At 69.1% G+C, this 16726-nt stretch carries 13 protein-coding genes; 7 read left to right on the top strand and 6 right to left on the bottom strand.

Annotation, left to right across the window (positions count from 1 at the left end; genetic code table 11):
- Positions 1–303 precede the first annotated feature (303 nt).
- The 5 genes from AC0LPE_RS09120 (at position 304) to AC0LPE_RS09100 (ending at position 5934) form a co-directional block, all read left to right on the top strand.
- Positions 304–2418 (top strand): RecQ family ATP-dependent DNA helicase, encoded by a 2115-nt coding sequence (locus AC0LPE_RS09120; protein WP_229567910.1) that lies wholly within the window; start codon positions 304–306, stop codon positions 2416–2418.
- Positions 2419–2634: 216 nt separating this feature from the next.
- Positions 2635–3141: a diaminobutyrate acetyltransferase gene (gene ectA / locus AC0LPE_RS09115; RefSeq protein ID WP_088897347.1), complete on the top strand. Its 507-nt coding sequence runs from the start codon at positions 2635–2637 to the stop codon at positions 3139–3141.
- Between the two features lie 61 nt (positions 3142–3202).
- Complete coding sequence (ectB, locus tag AC0LPE_RS09110) at positions 3203–4492, top strand: diaminobutyrate--2-oxoglutarate transaminase (RefSeq protein WP_016691896.1); 1290 nt, start codon at positions 3203–3205, stop codon at positions 4490–4492.
- Between the two features lie 58 nt (positions 4493–4550).
- The gene (locus tag AC0LPE_RS09105) at positions 4551–4949 is read left to right on the top strand and encodes an ectoine synthase (protein ID WP_016691895.1); all 399 of its coding nucleotides are present in this window, start codon (positions 4551–4553) and stop codon (positions 4947–4949) included.
- Positions 4950–4998: 49 nt separating this feature from the next.
- Positions 4999–5934 (top strand): D-isomer specific 2-hydroxyacid dehydrogenase family protein, encoded by a 936-nt coding sequence (locus AC0LPE_RS09100; RefSeq protein ID WP_016691894.1) that lies wholly within the window; start codon positions 4999–5001, stop codon positions 5932–5934.
- Positions 5935–5972: 38 nt separating this feature from the next.
- On the opposite strand, the gene ligD is transcribed toward AC0LPE_RS09100, so the two are convergent.
- Positions 5973–6920 carry a non-homologous end-joining DNA ligase gene (gene ligD / locus AC0LPE_RS09095; protein ID WP_026061078.1) on the bottom strand — a complete coding sequence of 316 codons (948 nt, stop codon included), beginning with the start codon at positions 6918–6920 and terminating at the stop codon, positions 5973–5975.
- 136 nt (positions 6921–7056) lie between these two features.
- Between ligD and AC0LPE_RS09090 the strand changes: the two genes are divergently transcribed.
- Together AC0LPE_RS09090 and AC0LPE_RS09085 are read left to right on the top strand one after the other, a co-directional pair.
- Positions 7057–8595, top strand: a complete 1539-nt coding sequence (locus AC0LPE_RS09090; protein ID WP_026061077.1) for an ATP-dependent DNA ligase — start codon at positions 7057–7059, stop codon at positions 8593–8595.
- A 5-nt stretch (positions 8596–8600) separates the two neighbouring features.
- Positions 8601–9446 carry an NAD-dependent protein deacetylase gene (locus AC0LPE_RS09085; RefSeq protein WP_016691891.1) on the top strand — a complete coding sequence of 282 codons (846 nt, stop codon included), beginning with the start codon at positions 8601–8603 and terminating at the stop codon, positions 9444–9446.
- Positions 9447–9478: 32 nt separating this feature from the next.
- Here the strand turns inward: AC0LPE_RS09085 and proB are convergent, their stop codons facing one another.
- The 5 genes from proB to AC0LPE_RS09060 all read right to left on the bottom strand — a co-directional run bounded on the left by proB (position 9479) and on the right by AC0LPE_RS09060 (position 16387).
- Positions 9479–10582 carry a glutamate 5-kinase gene (gene proB, locus AC0LPE_RS09080; RefSeq protein ID WP_490606058.1) on the bottom strand — a complete coding sequence of 368 codons (1104 nt, stop codon included), beginning with the start codon at positions 10580–10582 and terminating at the stop codon, positions 9479–9481.
- 51 nt (positions 10583–10633) lie between these two features.
- Positions 10634–12091 (bottom strand): GTPase ObgE, encoded by a 1458-nt coding sequence (gene obgE, locus AC0LPE_RS09075; protein WP_016691889.1) that lies wholly within the window; start codon positions 12089–12091, stop codon positions 10634–10636.
- A gap of 138 nt (positions 12092–12229) precedes the next feature.
- The gene (gene rpmA / locus AC0LPE_RS09070; RefSeq protein ID WP_006551184.1) at positions 12230–12493 is read right to left on the bottom strand and encodes a 50S ribosomal protein L27; all 264 of its coding nucleotides are present in this window, start codon (positions 12491–12493) and stop codon (positions 12230–12232) included.
- Positions 12494–12529: 36 nt separating this feature from the next.
- The gene (gene rplU / locus AC0LPE_RS09065) at positions 12530–12841 is read right to left on the bottom strand and encodes a 50S ribosomal protein L21 (protein WP_006551183.1); all 312 of its coding nucleotides are present in this window, start codon (positions 12839–12841) and stop codon (positions 12530–12532) included.
- A gap of 234 nt (positions 12842–13075) precedes the next feature.
- Positions 13076–16387, bottom strand: a complete 3312-nt coding sequence (locus AC0LPE_RS09060; RefSeq protein ID WP_490606057.1) for a translation initiation factor IF-2 N-terminal domain-containing protein — start codon at positions 16385–16387, stop codon at positions 13076–13078.
- Between the last annotated feature and the right edge of the window lie 339 nt (positions 16388–16726).

The raw sequence follows: 16726 nt of genomic DNA, 5'->3' as shown, positions 1-16726 counted from the left end.
ATAGCGGCGCGGATGATCCGCTCGTCACACTCGGGCCGGACCGGCGATCGCCGTCACCAATTTGGACACAGAGTGTCACGAGTCGCACTCCAAGATCGATGTAATCGGAAGTTGTTGTTCCGCAAGATTTTACACGATGATTTCCGCCACGCTGACTGACACTGGGTGCCACCACCTTTCGCGCGAGCCGCTCCGCCGCCATCTCTACGGTATCCCCGTTCGCCGCCGCATCAGTACCGTTCGCCGCCCCCGGAGAACCGTTCACCGCCGCCGTGACGGAACGCCGTCGGGCACGATTGCAACATGACGAACTCCACCGACCTGTTGCGCGACGATGCCGAGCACCTTCTCCGCGAGTTGGCGGGCCCCGATGCCCGGCTCCGCGACGACCAATGGGTCGCCATCGAAGCGCTCGTGGTGCACCGTCGCCGAGCCCTCGTCGTCCAGCGCACGGGCTGGGGGAAGTCGGCCGTCTACTTCATCTCCGCCAAGCTGCTGCGTCGACAGGGCCGGGGTCCCACAGTGATCGTCTCGCCGCTGCTCGCCCTGATGCGCAACCAGGTCGCGGCCGCCGAACGGGCCGGTGTCCACGCCGCGACCATCAACTCCGGCAACGTCACGGAATGGTCGGCGATCCACGAGCGGATCGCGGCGGGCGAGGTCGACGTCCTCCTCGTCAGCCCCGAACGCCTGAACAACCCCGACTTCCGCGACCAGGTGCTGCCGTCCCTCGCCCGCGACGCCGGACTGGTGGTCGTCGACGAGGCGCACTGCGTGTCGGACTGGGGTCACGACTTCCGGCCCGACTACCGCCGCATCCGCACCCTCGTCGCCGAGCTCGGCGACGACATCCCCGTGCTGGCGACGACGGCGACCGCCAACGACCGCGTCGTCGCCGACATCGCCGCCCAGCTCGGTGTCGGTGGGAACAGCAGCGACGGCCCGGGTGACACGCTCGTGCTGCGCGGCGGCCTCGACCGTCCATCGCTGCACCTGTCGGTGGTGCGGATCGACGAGCCGGCACGACGCGCAGCGTGGCTCGCGCAGCATCTGAAGGATCTGCCGGGCTCGGGCATCGTGTACGCGCTGACGGTCTCCGCCGCCCGCGACCTCGCGGCGCTGCTCGCAGACCACGGTTACGCGGTGGCGGCGTACACCGGGCAGACCGAACCGACCGAGCGCGAACAGCTCGAAGCCGATCTCCTCGACAACAAGGTCAAGGCGCTCGTCGCGACCTCGGCGCTCGGCATGGGTTTCGACAAACCCGACCTCGGCTTCGTGGTGCACCTCGGCGCTCCCTCGTCCCCGATCTCCTACTACCAGCAGGTCGGGCGTGCGGGTCGCTCCACCGACCGCGCCGAGGTGGTTCTGCTCCCCGGCCCGGAGGACCGCCGGATCTGGCAGTGGTTCGCCTCGGTCGCCTTCCCGGACGAGGAGCTCGTCCGACGTGTGATCGCAGCACTCGATACCGAACGGCCGGTATCGACGCCCGCCCTCGAACCGCGGGTCGACCTCATGCGCTCCCGCCTGGAGATGGTCCTCAAGGTCCTCGACGTCGACGGAGCAGTGAAGAGGGTCAAGGGCGGCTGGCTCGCCACCGGGCAGCCCTGGGTGTACGACGAGGAGCGCTACGGGCGCCTCGAGGAGGCGCGCACCGCGGAACAGGAGGCGATGCTCGAATACGAGCGCACCACCGAATGCCGCATGGTCTTCCTCCGCCGTCAACTCGACGACCCCGATCTCGACGCTGCAGGCACCGGCTGCGGCCGGTGCGACAACTGCATCGGCTCCCGGTGGGAGACGTCCGTCGGCGACGACGAGGTCGCCCGGACCCGCGCCCGCCTCGAACGCCCCGGCGTCGATCTGCCACCGCGACGGCAGTGGCCTACGGGGATGTCGACCCTCGGGATCGCGCTGTCGGGCCGGATCACGGACGGTCCGCGTCCGGGGCGTGTATTGGGCCGGTTGTCGGATCTGGGGTGGGGACCGCGACTGCGCGAGCTGCTCGACGGGCCGGACCGCGAAGTGCCGAAGGCGGTGGTCGACGCGTCGATCGCGGTGCTCGCGGCGTGGGACTGGGAGGAGCGGCCCACCGCCGTCATGGCCATGGACTCCCCCACGCACCCCCTGCTCGTCGAGTCACTCGCGTCCCGATTGGCACAAATCGGACGATTGCGAGATCTAGGTGTATTGCGACGCCGAAGCGGGAATACGGAGCCCACGGCAGCGAACTCGGCATACCGGGTCGCCGCACTGATCGATGGGTGGGAGCGACCCGACGACGTCGGGTCGGTTGGTCCGATCCTGCTCGTCGATGCGGTGACCGACACCGGCTGGACGTTCACAATGGCGGCGAGAACCCTCGTCGCCGCGGGAGCCGACGCGGTGTTGCCGTACGCACTCGCGAGCCCGAAGTAATCGCCACGAGGAGGACCGACGTAACATGTTTGTGACCGGCATCACAACATGCGCTCGACCTGCACGGACCACAGGGTTCCGATCCCGATTCCGGAGACGGGCGTGATCTCGACACCGGAAGTTGTTAGGTTGAAAGGACATATGAGGCCCGTCAAGGAAAGAAGTACCCCGACCCCCGACTCGGCTGAATCGAATACCGCGACCACTTCTTCGGACGTGGCCGCCACCGAGTCCGGTAGTGAGCCGGCTGCAATCGAATTCCGGCGTCCGCGTATCGCCGACGGTAGACGACTCTGGCAGATCGCGCGTGATTCGCAGGTTCTCGACGTCAATTCCGGTTACGCATATGTGCTGTGGTGTCGCGATTTCGCAGACACATCGGTCGTCGCAACGGACGACACCGATCGCCCCGTGGGATTCGTAACCGGCTACCGCCGCCCCGACTCCCCGAACACCTTGTTCGTCTGGCAGGTGGCAGTCGACGCAGACCAGCGTGGACGTGGAGTGGCCGGCCGTATGCTCAACGCACTGCTCGACCGACTCGAGCCGCTCGGCGTGACCCGTCTGGAAACGACGGTGAGTCCCGACAACGAAGCGTCGATCGCAATGTTCACCGCTCTCGCACGTCGCCGCGGAACGCATATCACTCGCACCGAGTTGTTCGCGCCCGACGATTTCCCCGATTCACATCTGGCCGAGGATCTCTACACCATCGGCGAATGATCGCAGCGCATGTGCGCGCGACATCTTCATAATTCTCGAATAATCACAGGAGGACCACGACATGACCATCCTGGAAAACAAGCCCGAGACCACCGGTAAGCCCGATACTGCGATTTTCTCGCACCTCGAATCCGAGGTTCGGAGTTACAGCCGCGGCTGGCCCGCCGTTTTCGACAAGGCATCGGGATCCTGGCTGCGCAGCGAGGACGGCAAGGACTACCTCGACTTCTTCGCCGGCGCCGGAGCCCTGAACTACGGCCACAACAATCCGGTTCTCAAGTCGGCCCTGGTCGACTACATCATGAGCGACGGCGTCACCCACGGCCTCGACATGCACACCGTCGCCAAGCGCAAGCTGCTCGAGACCTTCGAGTCGCACGTGCTCGCGCCGCGCGGCCTGGACTACAAGGTCCAGTTCCCCGGCCCGACCGGCACGAACGCCGTCGAGGCAGCGCTCAAGCTCGCCCGCAAGGTGACCGGCCGCGAGTCGATCATCAACTTCACCAACGCTTTCCACGGCATGACCCTGGGTGCGCTCTCGGTGACCGGTAACTCGATGAAGCGCGCCGGCGCGGGTGTCCCCCTCGTCCACGCCACGCCGATGCCGTTCGACAACTACTTCAACGGCGTCACCGAGGACTTCCAGTGGTTCTCGCGTGTGCTCGACGACGCGGGCAGTGGCCTGAACCGTCCGGCCGCGGTCATCGTCGAGACCGTGCAGGGTGAGGGCGGCGTGAATGTTGCTCGCCCCGAGTGGCTTCGCGCTCTGGCCGACCTGTGCAAGGAACGCGACATCCTGCTGATCGTCGACGACGTGCAGATGGGTTGCGGCCGCACCGGCCCGTTCTTCTCGTTCGAGATCGCCGGCATCACGCCCGACATCGTGACCCTGTCGAAGTCGATCGGCGGATACGGAATGCCGCTGGCGCTCACCCTGTTCAAGCGTGAGCTCGACGTGTGGGGTCCGGGCGAGCACAACGGCACCTTCCGCGGCAACAACCCGGCCTTCGTGACGGCGGCTGCCGCCCTCGAGCACTACTGGGCCGACGACAAGCTCGAGCGCGACACCCTGCGCAAGGGCGAGCGCATCCGCCAGACCTTCATGAACCTGTCGGACATGTTCGACGGCGTCTCGACCCGCGGCCGCGGTCTGGTCCAGGGCCTGGTCTTCGACAAGCCGGAGGACGCCGACAAGGTCTGCGCCCTGGCCTTCGAGGAGGGCCTGCTCGCCGAGACCTCCGGCCCGTCGGACGAGGTCGTCAAGCTGCTGCCGCCGCTGACCATCACCGACGACGAACTCGAGTTCGGGCTGAACATCCTGGCGGAAGCGACCGCCAAGGTCCGTTCCTGAGCGGTCCCCCGCTCCGCCCGTTCCGAAACTACTTGCAGAAGAAGGACTTTCGACACCCATGATCGTTCGTACGACAGAAGAGATCACCGGCACCGAGCGCGACGTCGTCTCGGAGGACGGCCAGTGGCGCAGCAAGCGCATCATCCTCGCCGGCGACAAGGTGGGCTTCTCGTTCCACGAGACCACCATCGAGCCCGGCACCGTCAACGAGTTCCACTACGCCAACCACGTCGAGGCCGTGTGGCTCGTCGAGGGCACCGGCAAGCTCCAGGACCTCGACAACGACGTGGAGTACGACCTCGCTCCGGGCACGATGTACCTGCTCAACGGACACGAGCGTCACCGCGTGCTCCCCGAGACGCGCATGCGCATGCTGTGCGTCTTCAATCCCCCGGTCACCGGCCGTGAGGTGCACGACGAGAACGGTGTGTACCCGTTGATCGTCGAACCCGCCTGAGTGCGGTAACCACGTGACCGATGCGGGGCGGACGCTTAGAGTCGAGACCATGACTCCCGAGCGTGCGCCCCGCATCGCTGTCGGCCCCGAGCGCGACCCCCGTTTCGAACGGGCGGTCTCGGGCGGGGGCGGCGTGCCCTGCGGACTCGAGGACACCCCGGACGCGCTCGTCTGGACGGCCGGGCCGCAGGACTTCCCCGAGGTCCTCCCCGCCTCCGTCCGCTGGGTGCAGCTTCCGTCCGCCGGTGTCGAGTACTGGCTGTCGCAGGGCGTCGTCAAGGCTCATCCTCGCGTCACCTGGACGTCGGCGGCCGCCGCCTACTCCACGACCGTCGCCGAGCACGCGCTCCTGCTCCTGCTCGCCGGGGTCCGGGCCCTACCCGCGCATCTGGCGGCCACCTCGTGGGCACCCGAGAGCCTCGCGCCCGCCGTCGGCACCCTCCGCGGCGCGACGGTCGGGATCATCGGTGCCGGTGGTGTCGGTCGTGCACTGATCCCGATGCTGGCCACGCTGGGCGCACATGCGCTCGCCGTCACCCGCAGCGGTCGTCCCGTGCCCGGGGCCGTCGAGACGTTCCCCGTCGAACGCATCGACGAGATATGGACTCTGGCAGATCATTTCGTCATCTCCGCGACTGCCACCCTCGACGTCGAACGCCTCGTCGGCGCAACCGAACTCGCAGCGATGAAATCCACGGCGTGGGTCGTCAACGTCGCCCGGGGTGATCTCGTCGACACCGACGCCCTCGTCGCCGCCCTACGATCCGGCGCGATCGGCGGTGCAGGGCTCGACGTCACCGACCCCGAACCGCTCCCCGACGATCATCCGTTGTGGACGCTCCCCAACGCCGTGATCACGCCCCACGACGCCAATCCGCCCCCATTGCGCATCCCGGCCTATCTCGAGCACGTGACCGAGAACGTCACGCGGTTCGCGTCCGGCCTCGTGCCGATCGGGGTCGTCGATCCCAGCGCCGGCTACTAGGCCACATCTACCGGACCACAGTTGTCCGACCACAGCGCTCACTCCGACCCCTTGTCCTGCTTCTCGTCGCGTTCCGCCCATTCCAGCAGCGGATCGAGGGCGAAGACCGCGTCGTCGATCCCCGCGTGCAGGTCGCCCAGTTCCTCGAACCGCTTCGGCACGGTCCGGATCGTGAAATCCCGCGGATCGAGGTCGTCGATCTCGTCCCACCGCACCGGCGTGGAGACCGTTGCCTCCGGTACACCGCGGACCGAATAGGCACTGGCGATCGTGTGGTCGCGCGAGTTCTGGTTGTAGTCGACGAAGACCGCCGACGGATCACGTTCCTTGCGCCACCACGCCGTCGTCACGTCCCCCGGCGCGCGTCGCTCCACCTCCCGCGCGAAAGCCCATGCGGCCCTTCGGACATCGTCGAACTCCCACTCCGGTGCGATCCGGACGTAGACGTGCAGGCCGTCGCCGCCCGAGGTCTTCGGCCAGCCCACGGCACCGAGCTCGTCGAGCACCTCGTGCGCCACCGACGCCACGCGCCGCACCCGGTCGAAATCGCAGTCGGGCATCGGGTCGAGGTCGATCCGCCATTCGTCGGGCCGCTCCACGTCGCTGCGCCGCGAGTTCCACGGATGGAACTCCACGGTGGACATCTGCACGGCCCACACCACATCGGCGAGGTGGGTGACGCACAGTTCGTCGGCGTCGCGGTCGTAACGCGGGAAGTGCACCCGCACGGTCTCGACCCAGTCCGGCGCCCCGCGGGGCAGCCGCTTCTGGTGCACCTTCTGCCCTTCGAGTCCGTCGGGGAACCGGTGCAGCATGCAGGGCCGCTCACGGAGCGCCCGGACGATCCCCTCCCCCACGCTCAGGTAGTAGTTCGCGAGATCGAGCTTGGTCGCCCCGATCTCGGGGAAGTACACGCGGTCGGGATGCGTGATACGCACCGGGCGACCGTCCACGTCGAGCTCGACCGCCTCGGAGTCCTTGCTCATCCGCGTCTCCCGTCCCTCCCGCTCGTGCACGCGTCCCGTGCACCATCCTGGCCTCTCGATTCCCGTCTGCGTGCGGAAATACACCCCGGCGCACGATTTCCTCCGCGTGGCACGGCCGGGCGCTAACGTCGAAGCGATGCTGCTGCACTCGGTTGTCGACACGTCCGTCGCCGTCGCCGCCACGCGGTCACGACGCACCAAGATCGATCTGCTGCGGGAATTACTGGAGCGCGCCGAATCCCACGAGGTCGAAGCGGTGGTCTCGTGGTTGTCCGGAGAGATGACCCAGGGCCGCCTGGGTGTCGGCTTCCGCACCCTTGCCGGTCTCTCCGCACCGGTCGCCGACGATCCGACGCTCTCCGTCGACGAGGTGTCCGGTTTCCTCGACCGGCTCGCCGACATCTCAGGTCCGGGATCCACCGCCGCGCGGCAGCAACTGCTCCTGGACCTGTTCGGCCGGGCCACCGAGGGCGAGCAGCGTTTCCTCGTCGCGCTCCTCGGCGGTGAGCTGCGGCAGGGTGCGCTCGAAGGGGTGATGACCGATGCGGTCGCAGCGGCAGCCGGTCTCCCCGTCGAACCGGTCCGCCGGGCGGTGATGTTGTCGGGTCGCCTCGCCCAGGCCGCAGCGGCGGCCTTCGACGGTGGTGTGGACGCGCTGGCGGAGTTCGGCCTGGAACTCGGCCGACCGGTCCGGCCGATGCTCGCCTCGCCCGCCGAGTCGCTCGAGGCGGCCCTGACCGAGTTCGACGGGGCGGTGAGCGTGGAGTACAAACTCGACGGCGCACGCATCCAGGTGCACCGCCACGAGGACGCCGTGTGGATCTTCACCCGCACACTGCGCGACATCACCGCGTCGGTTCCCGAACTGGTCGAACTCGTCCGGGCGCTGCCGTGCCGCAGTGTCGTGCTCGACGGCGAGACGCTCGCGCTCACCGATTCCGGCCGTCCCCGACCGTTCCAGGAGACCATGAGCCGGTTCGGCGCCCGCTCCGAACGCGAACTGCTCCTCCACCCGTACTTCTTCGACTGCCTGCACCTCGACGGCGACGACCTGCTCGACGAGCCGCTGTCGGTGCGTCTCGACCGTCTCGCCCATGTCGCGGGTGAGCACCGCATCCCGACGCTGGTCGCCCCGCACGCCGACAGCGCCGAGGCGCATCTCGGTGACTCGCTCGGCAACGGTCACGAGGGTGTGATGGTGAAGTCCCTCACGTCGACCTACACCGCCGGACGCCGGGGCCGAGCGTGGCAGAAGGTCAAGCCCGAGCACACCCTGGACCTCGTGGTGCTCGCCGCCGAGTGGGGTTACGGGCGCCGCACCGGCTTCCTGTCCAATCTGCACCTCGGTGCCCGCGACCCGGACGGTGGTCCGCCGATCATGGTCGGGAAGACGTTCAAGGGACTCACCGACGCGCTGCTGCAGTGGCAGACAGAGGAATTCCCGCGCTACGAGACACACCGCGACGAGCACACCGTCCACCTGCGACCCGCGATCGTCGTCGAGATCGAGCTCGACGGAGTGCAGACCAGCAGCCGCTATCCGGGCGGGGTGGCGCTGCGCTTCGCACGGGTGCTGCGGTACCGGCCCGACAAGTCCGCTGCCGACGCCGACACCATCGACGCGGTGCGCGCGCTCCTGCCCGCAGCTCCGGTGCCCGGAAGCGGCCTACCGTAGATGGGGTGATCGACGTTCCACTCCGTTCCGACGACCTGCCCGCTCTCCTGCACAGCCGTCGGATCGCGGTTCTCACCGGCGCCGGGCTGTCGACGGACTCCGGTATCCCCGACTATCGCGGACCCGACTCGCCCCCGCGCAACCCGATGACCTACCAGCAGTTCGTCGGCGATGCGGAGTTCCGGCAACGCTACTGGGCGCGCAACCACGTCGGCTGGAAACACATGGACGCCGCCCGCCCCAACGCCGGGCACCGGGCGCTCGCGGCCCTCGAACGCGCCGGTTCCGTCGTCGGTGTGATCACCCAGAACGTCGACCTGCTGCACACGAAGGCAGGCAGCCGGCGGGTCGTCGACCTGCACGGCACCTACGCGCAGGTCCGGTGCCTGTCGTGCGAGCACCGCATCTCGCGGTTCACGCTGCACGAGCGGCTGTGCGCGGCCAATCCGGGATTCGACGACCGGATGCGCGCGACGACAGGTCTCGAGGTCGCCCCCGACGCGGACGCAGTGGTCACCGACACCGAGGACTTCGTCGTAGTGGACTGCGACCGCTGCGGCGGGATGCTCAAACCCGACATCGTGTACTTCGGCGAGACGGTGCCGCGCCCGCGGGTCGAACTCGCCTTCTCGGTGGTCGACGGCTCCGACGCCCTGCTGGTCGCCGGAAGTTCGCTGACGGTGCAGTCGGGGCTGCGTTTCGTGCGCCGCGCCGCACAGCGGAACATCCCGGTGGTGGTGATCAATCGTGGCCCCACGCGCGGGGATGTGCTGGCGACCCTCAAGCTCGAGGCGGGCACCTCGGAGACCCTCGCCTTCCTGGCCGACGCAGTGACTGCACCGAGCCGGTGACGGCGACGACCGCACCGAGCGGGTGACGGCTCTCAGACCACCCGGACGAGGTCATCGGCGTGCACGACGGGCCGCTGGAGATCCGGCGGCAGCTGACCGGTCGAGAAGCCGATCATGAAATCGAGTTCGGACGCGTCGTAGGCCACCACACCGCGCGCGACCGTGCGGCCGTCGGGTGCGACGATGCCGACCACGTCGCCTGCGTGGAAACCGCCACTGGTGCCGGTGATTCCAGCGGCGAGCAGCGAGCGCCGCCGCTCCACCACGGCCCGCACGGCACCCTCGTCGAGATACAGCGAGCCGTGGACGTCGGCGGCGTGCCGCACCCAGAAGCGCCGCGCCGACAGACGCTGCGGGCGGGCCGCGAAGGCCGTGCCGACGTCGGCGGCACCCAGCGCACGATCGGCCTGGGAGGCGGCGGCGAGCAGCACCGGCACGCCGGAGTCCGCCGCGAGACGGGCTGCGGACAGTTTCGACGCCATGCCACCGGTGCCTAGCGCGCCACCCGACCCGGCGACCACACCGTCGAGATCCTCGGGGGTGCGGACCTCGGGGATGAGGTTCGCGGAGCCCTTGCGCGGATCCCCGTCGTACAGACCGTCGACGTCGGACAGCAGGATCAGCGCCTCGGCGCCGATGAGATGCGCGACGAGCGCGGCGAGCCGGTCGTTGTCGCCGAAGCGCAGTTCGACGGTCGCGACGGTGTCGTTCTCGTTGACCACCGCCACCGCACCGAGCGAGCGCAGCCGGTCGAGGGTGCGTTGCGCGTTGCGGTGCTGGGTGCGCCGGCCGATGTCGTCGGCGGTGAGGAGCACCTGGCCCACGGTGCGGTCGTAGCGGGCGAAGGAGGTGCCCCAGGCGTGGGCGAGGGTGAGCTGCCCGACGCTCGCCGCGGCCTGCTTCGTCGCGAGATCACGCGGCCTGCTCGTGAGGCCGAGCGGTGCGAGCCCGGCACCGACCGCACCCGAGGAGACCACGACGACACTCGAGCCCGTGCGGATCCGGGACTCGATGGCGTCGACGAGCCGATCGAGCCGGCCGCGGTCGAGCCCGCCCACCAGGCTCGTGATCGCCGACGAGCCGATCTTGACCACTACGCTGCGGGCGTGGGAGACGACCTCCCGGGTGTCGCTCATGTTCTCCTCGGTACGCTTCGGGCTTCCTGAACGGTGGGAACGCGGGGCCGGTTACTCGAACTCGTCGTCGGTGGCCAGACCGCGGCGCACCTTCTTCGCGTGGCGACGCTCGGCGGCGCCGACGCGGTCGACCTGGTCGAGACGGGCGTCCGTGCCGCGACCGGTGGGCACGACGTCCACGCCGGCCTGCGTCTGCGGTTCCCACTCGAAGCCGACCTCGCCGATGGTGACCCAGCATCCGGGTTCCGCGCCGAGCTTGACGAGCTTGTCCTCGACGCCGAGACGTGCGAGGCGATCGGCGAGATAGCCCACGGCCTCGTCGTTGTCGAAGGCCGTCTGGCGCACCCACCGCTCGGGACGGGTGCCCCGCACGATGAATCCGCCGGGCACCTCGGGATCGCGGACCACGGTGAAGGCCTCCTCGTCGCGGGCGACGGGACGGATCACCGGGCGGGTCGGCGCGGCCGGCGGATGTGCCTCGCGGTACTCGTCGACCATCTTCGCGAGGGCGAACGTCAGCGGACGCAGGCCGTCGCGGCTCACGGCCGAGATCGTGAAGACCGGCCAGCCGCGGGCCTCGAGTTCGGGGGTGACGAACTCGGCGAGTTCCTTCGCGTCGGGCACGTCGGCCTTGTTGAGGATCACGATGCGGGGGCGCTCGGCGAGGTCGCCGAGTCCGCTGTCGCCCGACAGCGCGGGCTGGTAGGCGGCGAGTTCGGCCTCGAGCGCGTCGATGTCGGAGATCGGGTCGCGGCCGGGTTCGAGGGTCGCGCAGTCGACGACGTGCGCGAGCACGGCGCAGCGCTCGAGATGCCGGAGGAAGTCGAGGCCGAGACCGCGTCCCTCACTGGCGCCGGGGATCAGGCCGGGCACGTCGGCGACGGTGAAGGTCGTGTCGCCCGACTGCACCACACCGAGGTTCGGCACGAGGGTGGTGAACGGGTAGTCGGCGATCTTCGGCTTGGCGGCCGACAGCACCGACACGAGCGACGACTTGCCGGCCGAGGGGAAGCCCACGAGGCCGACGTCGGCGACGGACTTCAGTTCGAGGACGAGGTCGAGTTCCTCGCCTTCCTCGCCGAGGAGCGCGAAGCCGGGGGCCTTGCGTGCCTTCGACGCGAGTGCGGCATTGCCGAGACCACCGCGACCGCCGTGCGCGGCGACGAAACGTGTGCCGGTGCCCACGAGGTCGGCGAGGATCCGGCCGTCGCGGTCGAGCACGACGGTGCCGTCGGGAACCTTCAGGACGAGGTCGCCGCCGTTGGCACCGTTGCGGTGGCCGCCGGCGCCCTGGGCACCGTTGGTCGCCTTGGCGTGCTGGTGGAAGTGGAAGTCGAGCAGGGTGTGGACGTTGCGGTCGACTTCGAGGACGACGTCGCCGCCGTTTCCTCCGTTACCGCCGTCGGGGCCGCCGAGCGGCTTGAACTTCTCGCGGTGGACGGAGGCGCAGCCGTTGCCGCCCTTGCCGGCGCTGACATGCAGCACCACCCGGTCGATGAAGCGGGACATGGGTGGACCTTCTCTCGTCCTAAAACAAACCTGGTGATCAACGCAACAAGGGCGGGTCAGGGTGTGCGACCCTGGCCCGCCCCTATTGGGAGTATGTCGCGGGAGCTGGTCCCGCGGTGTCCGTTACCGAACGGCAGATCAGGCGTCTGCCGCAGCCGGAACGATGTTGACGGTCTTGCGACCGCGCTTGGTACCGAACTCGACGGCACCGGCCGCGAGGGCGAACAGCGTGTCGTCGCCGCCGCGTCCCACGTTCACGCCGGGGTGGAAGTGGGTGCCGCGCTGGCGCACGATGATCTCGCCGGCGTTGACGGCCTGGCCACCGAAGCGCTTGACGCCGAGGCGCTGTGCGTTCGAATCGCGACCGTTACGGGAGCTGGATGCGCCCTTCTTGTGTGCCATGACGAACCCTCCTGGGGTTGAAGCTCGAAGCTCGGTTTACTTGATGCCGGTGACCTTGACGACCGTCAGCTTCTGACGGTGGCCCTGGCGCTTGTGGTACCCGGTCTTGTTCTTGAACTTGTGGATGCGGATCTTCGGGCCCTTGGTGTGCTCGACGATCTCACCGGTGACCGAGACCTTGGCCAGCTTGTCGGCGTCGGTGGTCAGTTCGGATCCGTCGACGACGAGGACCGGGGCAAGCGAGACAGCAGCGCCGGGCTCACCCTCGATCTTCTCGACCTTGACGAGGTCGCCTTCAGCGACCTTGTACTGCTTACCGCCGGTCTTGACGATCGCGTACGTTGCCATCGGACGGCTACCCCTTGCTTCTTCGAACGTGCTCGCGCCACAGTGCTGCGGACGCGACTGGTCTGGTGTGGTTGCTGACTCGGGTCCCGCCGGCATCCTGAATCCGGACGCGGCTGGGCACTATCGCCGAGTAGCGACTGAACAAGATTACGGGAAGGTGACTCCCAGGGTCAAACCGGGTGGCACGGTAGTGCCTGCTTCCGGGCCGGTCGTGACCGGCCCGGAAGCGGAGGGTCACGCTTCGGCGTCCACCGGAGGCCCGGCGGGGCGCCCTGCGGCACGCCGCGAACGCGGCCGCCGCACGATCTGCACCGGCGTCTCGACCGGTGTGCTCGGCCGGGAGTCCGACTCGGCCCCCGTCGACGTGTCGGTCGTCGCGGGGACGACGAACACCTTGGCTGCAGGTCCACCGTCACCGGCGGGTGCTGCGGCCGCCCGTGCGACCCTGCGGGCCCGACGACGACGCGGAGCCGGTTCTGCGGCCTCGACGGAAGCCGCACCGTCGGTGCTCTCCCCCGCGCCGGAGACGGCCGTCCCGGACACGGCTGCCTCGGGAACAGCGGTCTCTGCGACCGCGGATTCGGCCGCTGCGACCTCTGCTTCGATCTCGGCGGGCTCGTCGGAGGCGGTCGTCACCGTGGTGGCGTCCTCCCCTGCGACGGGCTCCTTCGTCGGTGCGGCGACCTTCTCGGGCTCGACGGCCCGCAGCGGCTCGGTGACCTTGACCGGGTCGACGTCGGCCGCCGTCTCGGATGCGGCCTCGGCCGCTGCTGCCGACTCTGCCTCCGGAGCGTCCGCGGCCGGTGTCGAGTTGTGCGCGGCCATGGCGAGCGCCACGGGGTGCGCGGCACGCTTGACGACCTCTTCGGGCGACGGCGTCGCGTGCGTCTCGGCGGCGGGCTCCTGCGAGCTCTTGTCGCGTCCACGCTTGCGCCGCGAACCACCGCCGGACGAACGACCGGAGTCGTCCGAGGACTTCGACTCGATCGGCTCCGAGTGCACGATGAGGCCGCGGCCGCTGCAGTGCTCACAGGTGGTGGAGAACGCCTCGACGAGACCGGTCCCGAGCCGCTTGCGCGTCATCTGGACCAGGCCGAGCGAGGTGACCTCCGAGACCTGGTGGCGGGTGCGGTCCCGGCCGAGAGCCTCGGTCAGGCGCCGCAGCACGAGATCGCGGTTGGACTCGAGCACCATGTCGATGAAGTCGACGACGATCATGCCGCCGATGTCGCGCAGGCGCATCTGGCGGACGATCTCCTCGGCCGCCTCGAGGTTGTTACGGGTGACCGTCTCCTCGAGGTTGCCGCCGGACCCGGTGAACTTGCCGGTGTTGACGTCGATGACGGTCATCGCTTCGGTGCGGTCGATGACGAGCGTGCCGCCGGAGGGCAGCCACACCTTGCGGTCGAGAGCCTTCGCGAGCTGCTCGTCGATGCGGTGCGCGCCGAAGACGTCCACCGAGTTCTCCGAGCGGTAGCGCTCGACACGCGGCAGCAGGTCGGGTGCGACCGTCCGGATGTAGCTCTCCACGGTGTTCCACGCCGAGTCGCCCTCGATGACGAGCTTGGAGAAGTCCTCGTTGAACAGGTCGCGCACGACCTTCACGAGCAGATCCGGCTCCTCGTAGAGGGTCTTCGGCTGTCCCGATGCGTCGGCCTGCAGCTTCTCGGACTGCTCCCGGATCGCCTCCCACTGCGTCTGCAGACGGGTGACGTCGCGCGAGAGTTCCTCCTCGCTCACGCCCTCGGCGGCGGTACGGATGATCACGCCCGCCTCGGAGGGGACGATCTCGCGGAGGATGTCCTTGAGACGCTTGCGTTCGGTGTCGGGCAGCTTGCGGCTGATGCCCGTCGACGAACCGCCCGGCACGTACACCAGGAAGCGTCCGGCGAGGCTGATCTGAGTGGTCAGACGTGCACCCTTGTGACCGACCGGGTCCTTGCTGACCTGCACGACCACCTGGTCGCCGGGCTTGAGGGCCTGCTCGATCTTGCGGGAATTGCCTCCGAGGCCCGCGGCCTCCCAGTTCACCTCACCGGCGTAGAGCACGCCGTTGCGGCCACGGCCGATGTCGATGAACGCCGCCTCCATGGACGGAAGGACGTTCTGCACGCGGCCGAGGTAGATGTTGCCGACCATCGACGCCGACCCGGAGGTCGTGACGAAGTGCTCGACGAGGATGCCGTCCTCGAGCACCGCGACCTGCGTCATGCCCGCGTGGGAACCGCCCGTGCGTTCGCGCACGACCATGACCCGGTCGACGGCCTCGCGGCGGGCGAGGAACTCGGATTCGGTGAGGATCGGGGGCCGGCGGCGACCGGCCTCGCGGCCGTCGCGCCGACGCTGACGCTTCGCCTCGAGACGCGTGGAGCCGCTGATGCCCTGGACCTCGTCCTTGGCGCGGTTCTTCGGACGCGGCTCCCGCTCGTGGACGACCGTGGGAACCGAGTCGTCGTCGGTGCTCGCGGTGTCGGTGTCGGAACCGCGACGACGACGGCGACGGCGGCGGCGACGGGACGTCCCCCCGCCCTGCTCGTCGTCGGTGTCGTGCTCGTCGCTGCTCTGCTCGTCGCCCGAGGCGGCCTCGTCGGAGGTGCTCTCCTCGGTGCCGGCGGTCTCCTCTGCAGGAGTCTCCGCTGCGGTGGACTCCGCTGCGGCGGGCTTCTCCGTCTCCGCGGCGGCGGACTCGGTGTCCTCGCCGGTCGCGGTGGTCTCGTCCTGCTGGTCGGTGTCGGTGCCGTCCCCGCGGCCACGTCCACGACCGCGACGTCCGCGGCGGCGGCGACGCGGCTGGTCGTCCTGGTCTTCCTCGGCCTGCTGCGACGGCGCTTCCTCGGTGGACTCGGCAGCGGCCGGCTCGGCGGTCTGCTGCTCGTCCTCGGCCGGCGCCTGCTCGGTGTCCTTGCCGCGGCGTGCGCGTCGGCGACGCGGGCGGGTCTCCTCCTCCTCGGCCGGCGAGGGCACCTCGGGCTGGAGGAACAGCGGTGCGGCGACGATCGGCTCGGCCGTCGTCGACGGCTCGGGCATCTCGAACAGCGGAGTGCTCTGCTCCACCGACGTGAACAGCCCGGTGGGTCCTCCGACGGAGGGGATGTCGACGGCCTGCGGCGCGGTCTCGTCCGCAGTCTTCTCGGCGGGTCGCAGCTCGTCGCTCTCGACCGGCACCGCCTCGGCGATCTCCGCCACCTCGGCCGCAGGCTCGGGAGTCGCTTCGGCGACGGGCTCGGGAGCAGTCTCGGCCTCGGGAGCCGTCTGTGCTGCAGGTTCGGGAGCCGTCCCGGCTTCCTGCACGGTGGGTTCGGGCGTGCCCGTGTCGTCGCTCAACGCGGCGTGCAGGTCCTCCGCGACGTCGCGTGGGAGGGTCGAGTGCGCACTGCGCAGCTCGGTGCCGCGCTCGGCGGCTTTCGCAATCACCTGCTTACTGGTCAGCCCCAGCAGCTTGGCGAGGGCATGGACGCGGATCTTGGCAGGCAGACCGAGGAGGTTCCGTCCCCCTGCGTCCGACGCTTCGATCGAGTTGTTCTCCGGCGGCTCTTGATCGGCCACGTAGGTCTCCTAAGGCCCCCGGGCGCGTCCACCACCGACAACAGCGATGTGAGCGGCCACGCGGGGGCGCAGCTTGTGTACTCGCGCCGGGTGGGCGCGAGTCCTTCCGGTCTCGCATCGCGCGGTCGTCCGGTGCCCGTTTTCACTGCACGGCCGAGCAATGCCTGGCTTGATCGCGGGTCGAGCGCCGGAACATCCAGCGTGCCGCCGAGCGAGGTGTCTCCTTCGTCCTCGGCCACAGCGATGTCGGGCATCGATCCGTGATGTCGTTCGGCTGCTCCGCACGCGGTGTGTGCGGGGCAACCTCTGCCAGTATCCCACACGGAGATGCACGGATAC

Source organism: Rhodococcus sp. S3 (assembly GCF_058211795.1).
Note: the sequence above shows the minus strand (reverse complement) of the source record. Positions and strands in the feature narration are given on the sequence as shown.

Coding starts and splice junctions, on each gene's coding strand:
- obgE (WP_016691889.1), bottom strand. CDS start 12,091: ATGTCCCGCTTCATCGACCGGGTGGTGCTGCATGTCAGCGCCGGCAAG.
- rpmA (WP_006551184.1), bottom strand. CDS start 12,493: ATGGCACACAAGAAGGGCGCATCCAGCTCCCGTAACGGTCGCGATTCG.
- ectB (WP_016691896.1), top strand. CDS start 3,203: ATGACCATCCTGGAAAACAAGCCCGAGACCACCGGTAAGCCCGATACT.
- rplU (WP_006551183.1), bottom strand. CDS start 12,841: ATGGCAACGTACGCGATCGTCAAGACCGGCGGTAAGCAGTACAAGGTC.
- AC0LPE_RS09120 (WP_229567910.1), top strand. CDS start 304: ATGACGAACTCCACCGACCTGTTGCGCGACGATGCCGAGCACCTTCTC.
- AC0LPE_RS09100 (WP_016691894.1), top strand. CDS start 4,999: ATGACTCCCGAGCGTGCGCCCCGCATCGCTGTCGGCCCCGAGCGCGAC.
- AC0LPE_RS09105 (WP_016691895.1), top strand. CDS start 4,551: ATGATCGTTCGTACGACAGAAGAGATCACCGGCACCGAGCGCGACGTC.
- ligD (WP_026061078.1), bottom strand. CDS start 6,920: ATGAGCAAGGACTCCGAGGCGGTCGAGCTCGACGTGGACGGTCGCCCG.
- AC0LPE_RS09090 (WP_026061077.1), top strand. CDS start 7,057: ATGCTGCTGCACTCGGTTGTCGACACGTCCGTCGCCGTCGCCGCCACG.
- proB (WP_490606058.1), bottom strand. CDS start 10,582: ATGAGCGACACCCGGGAGGTCGTCTCCCACGCCCGCAGCGTAGTGGTC.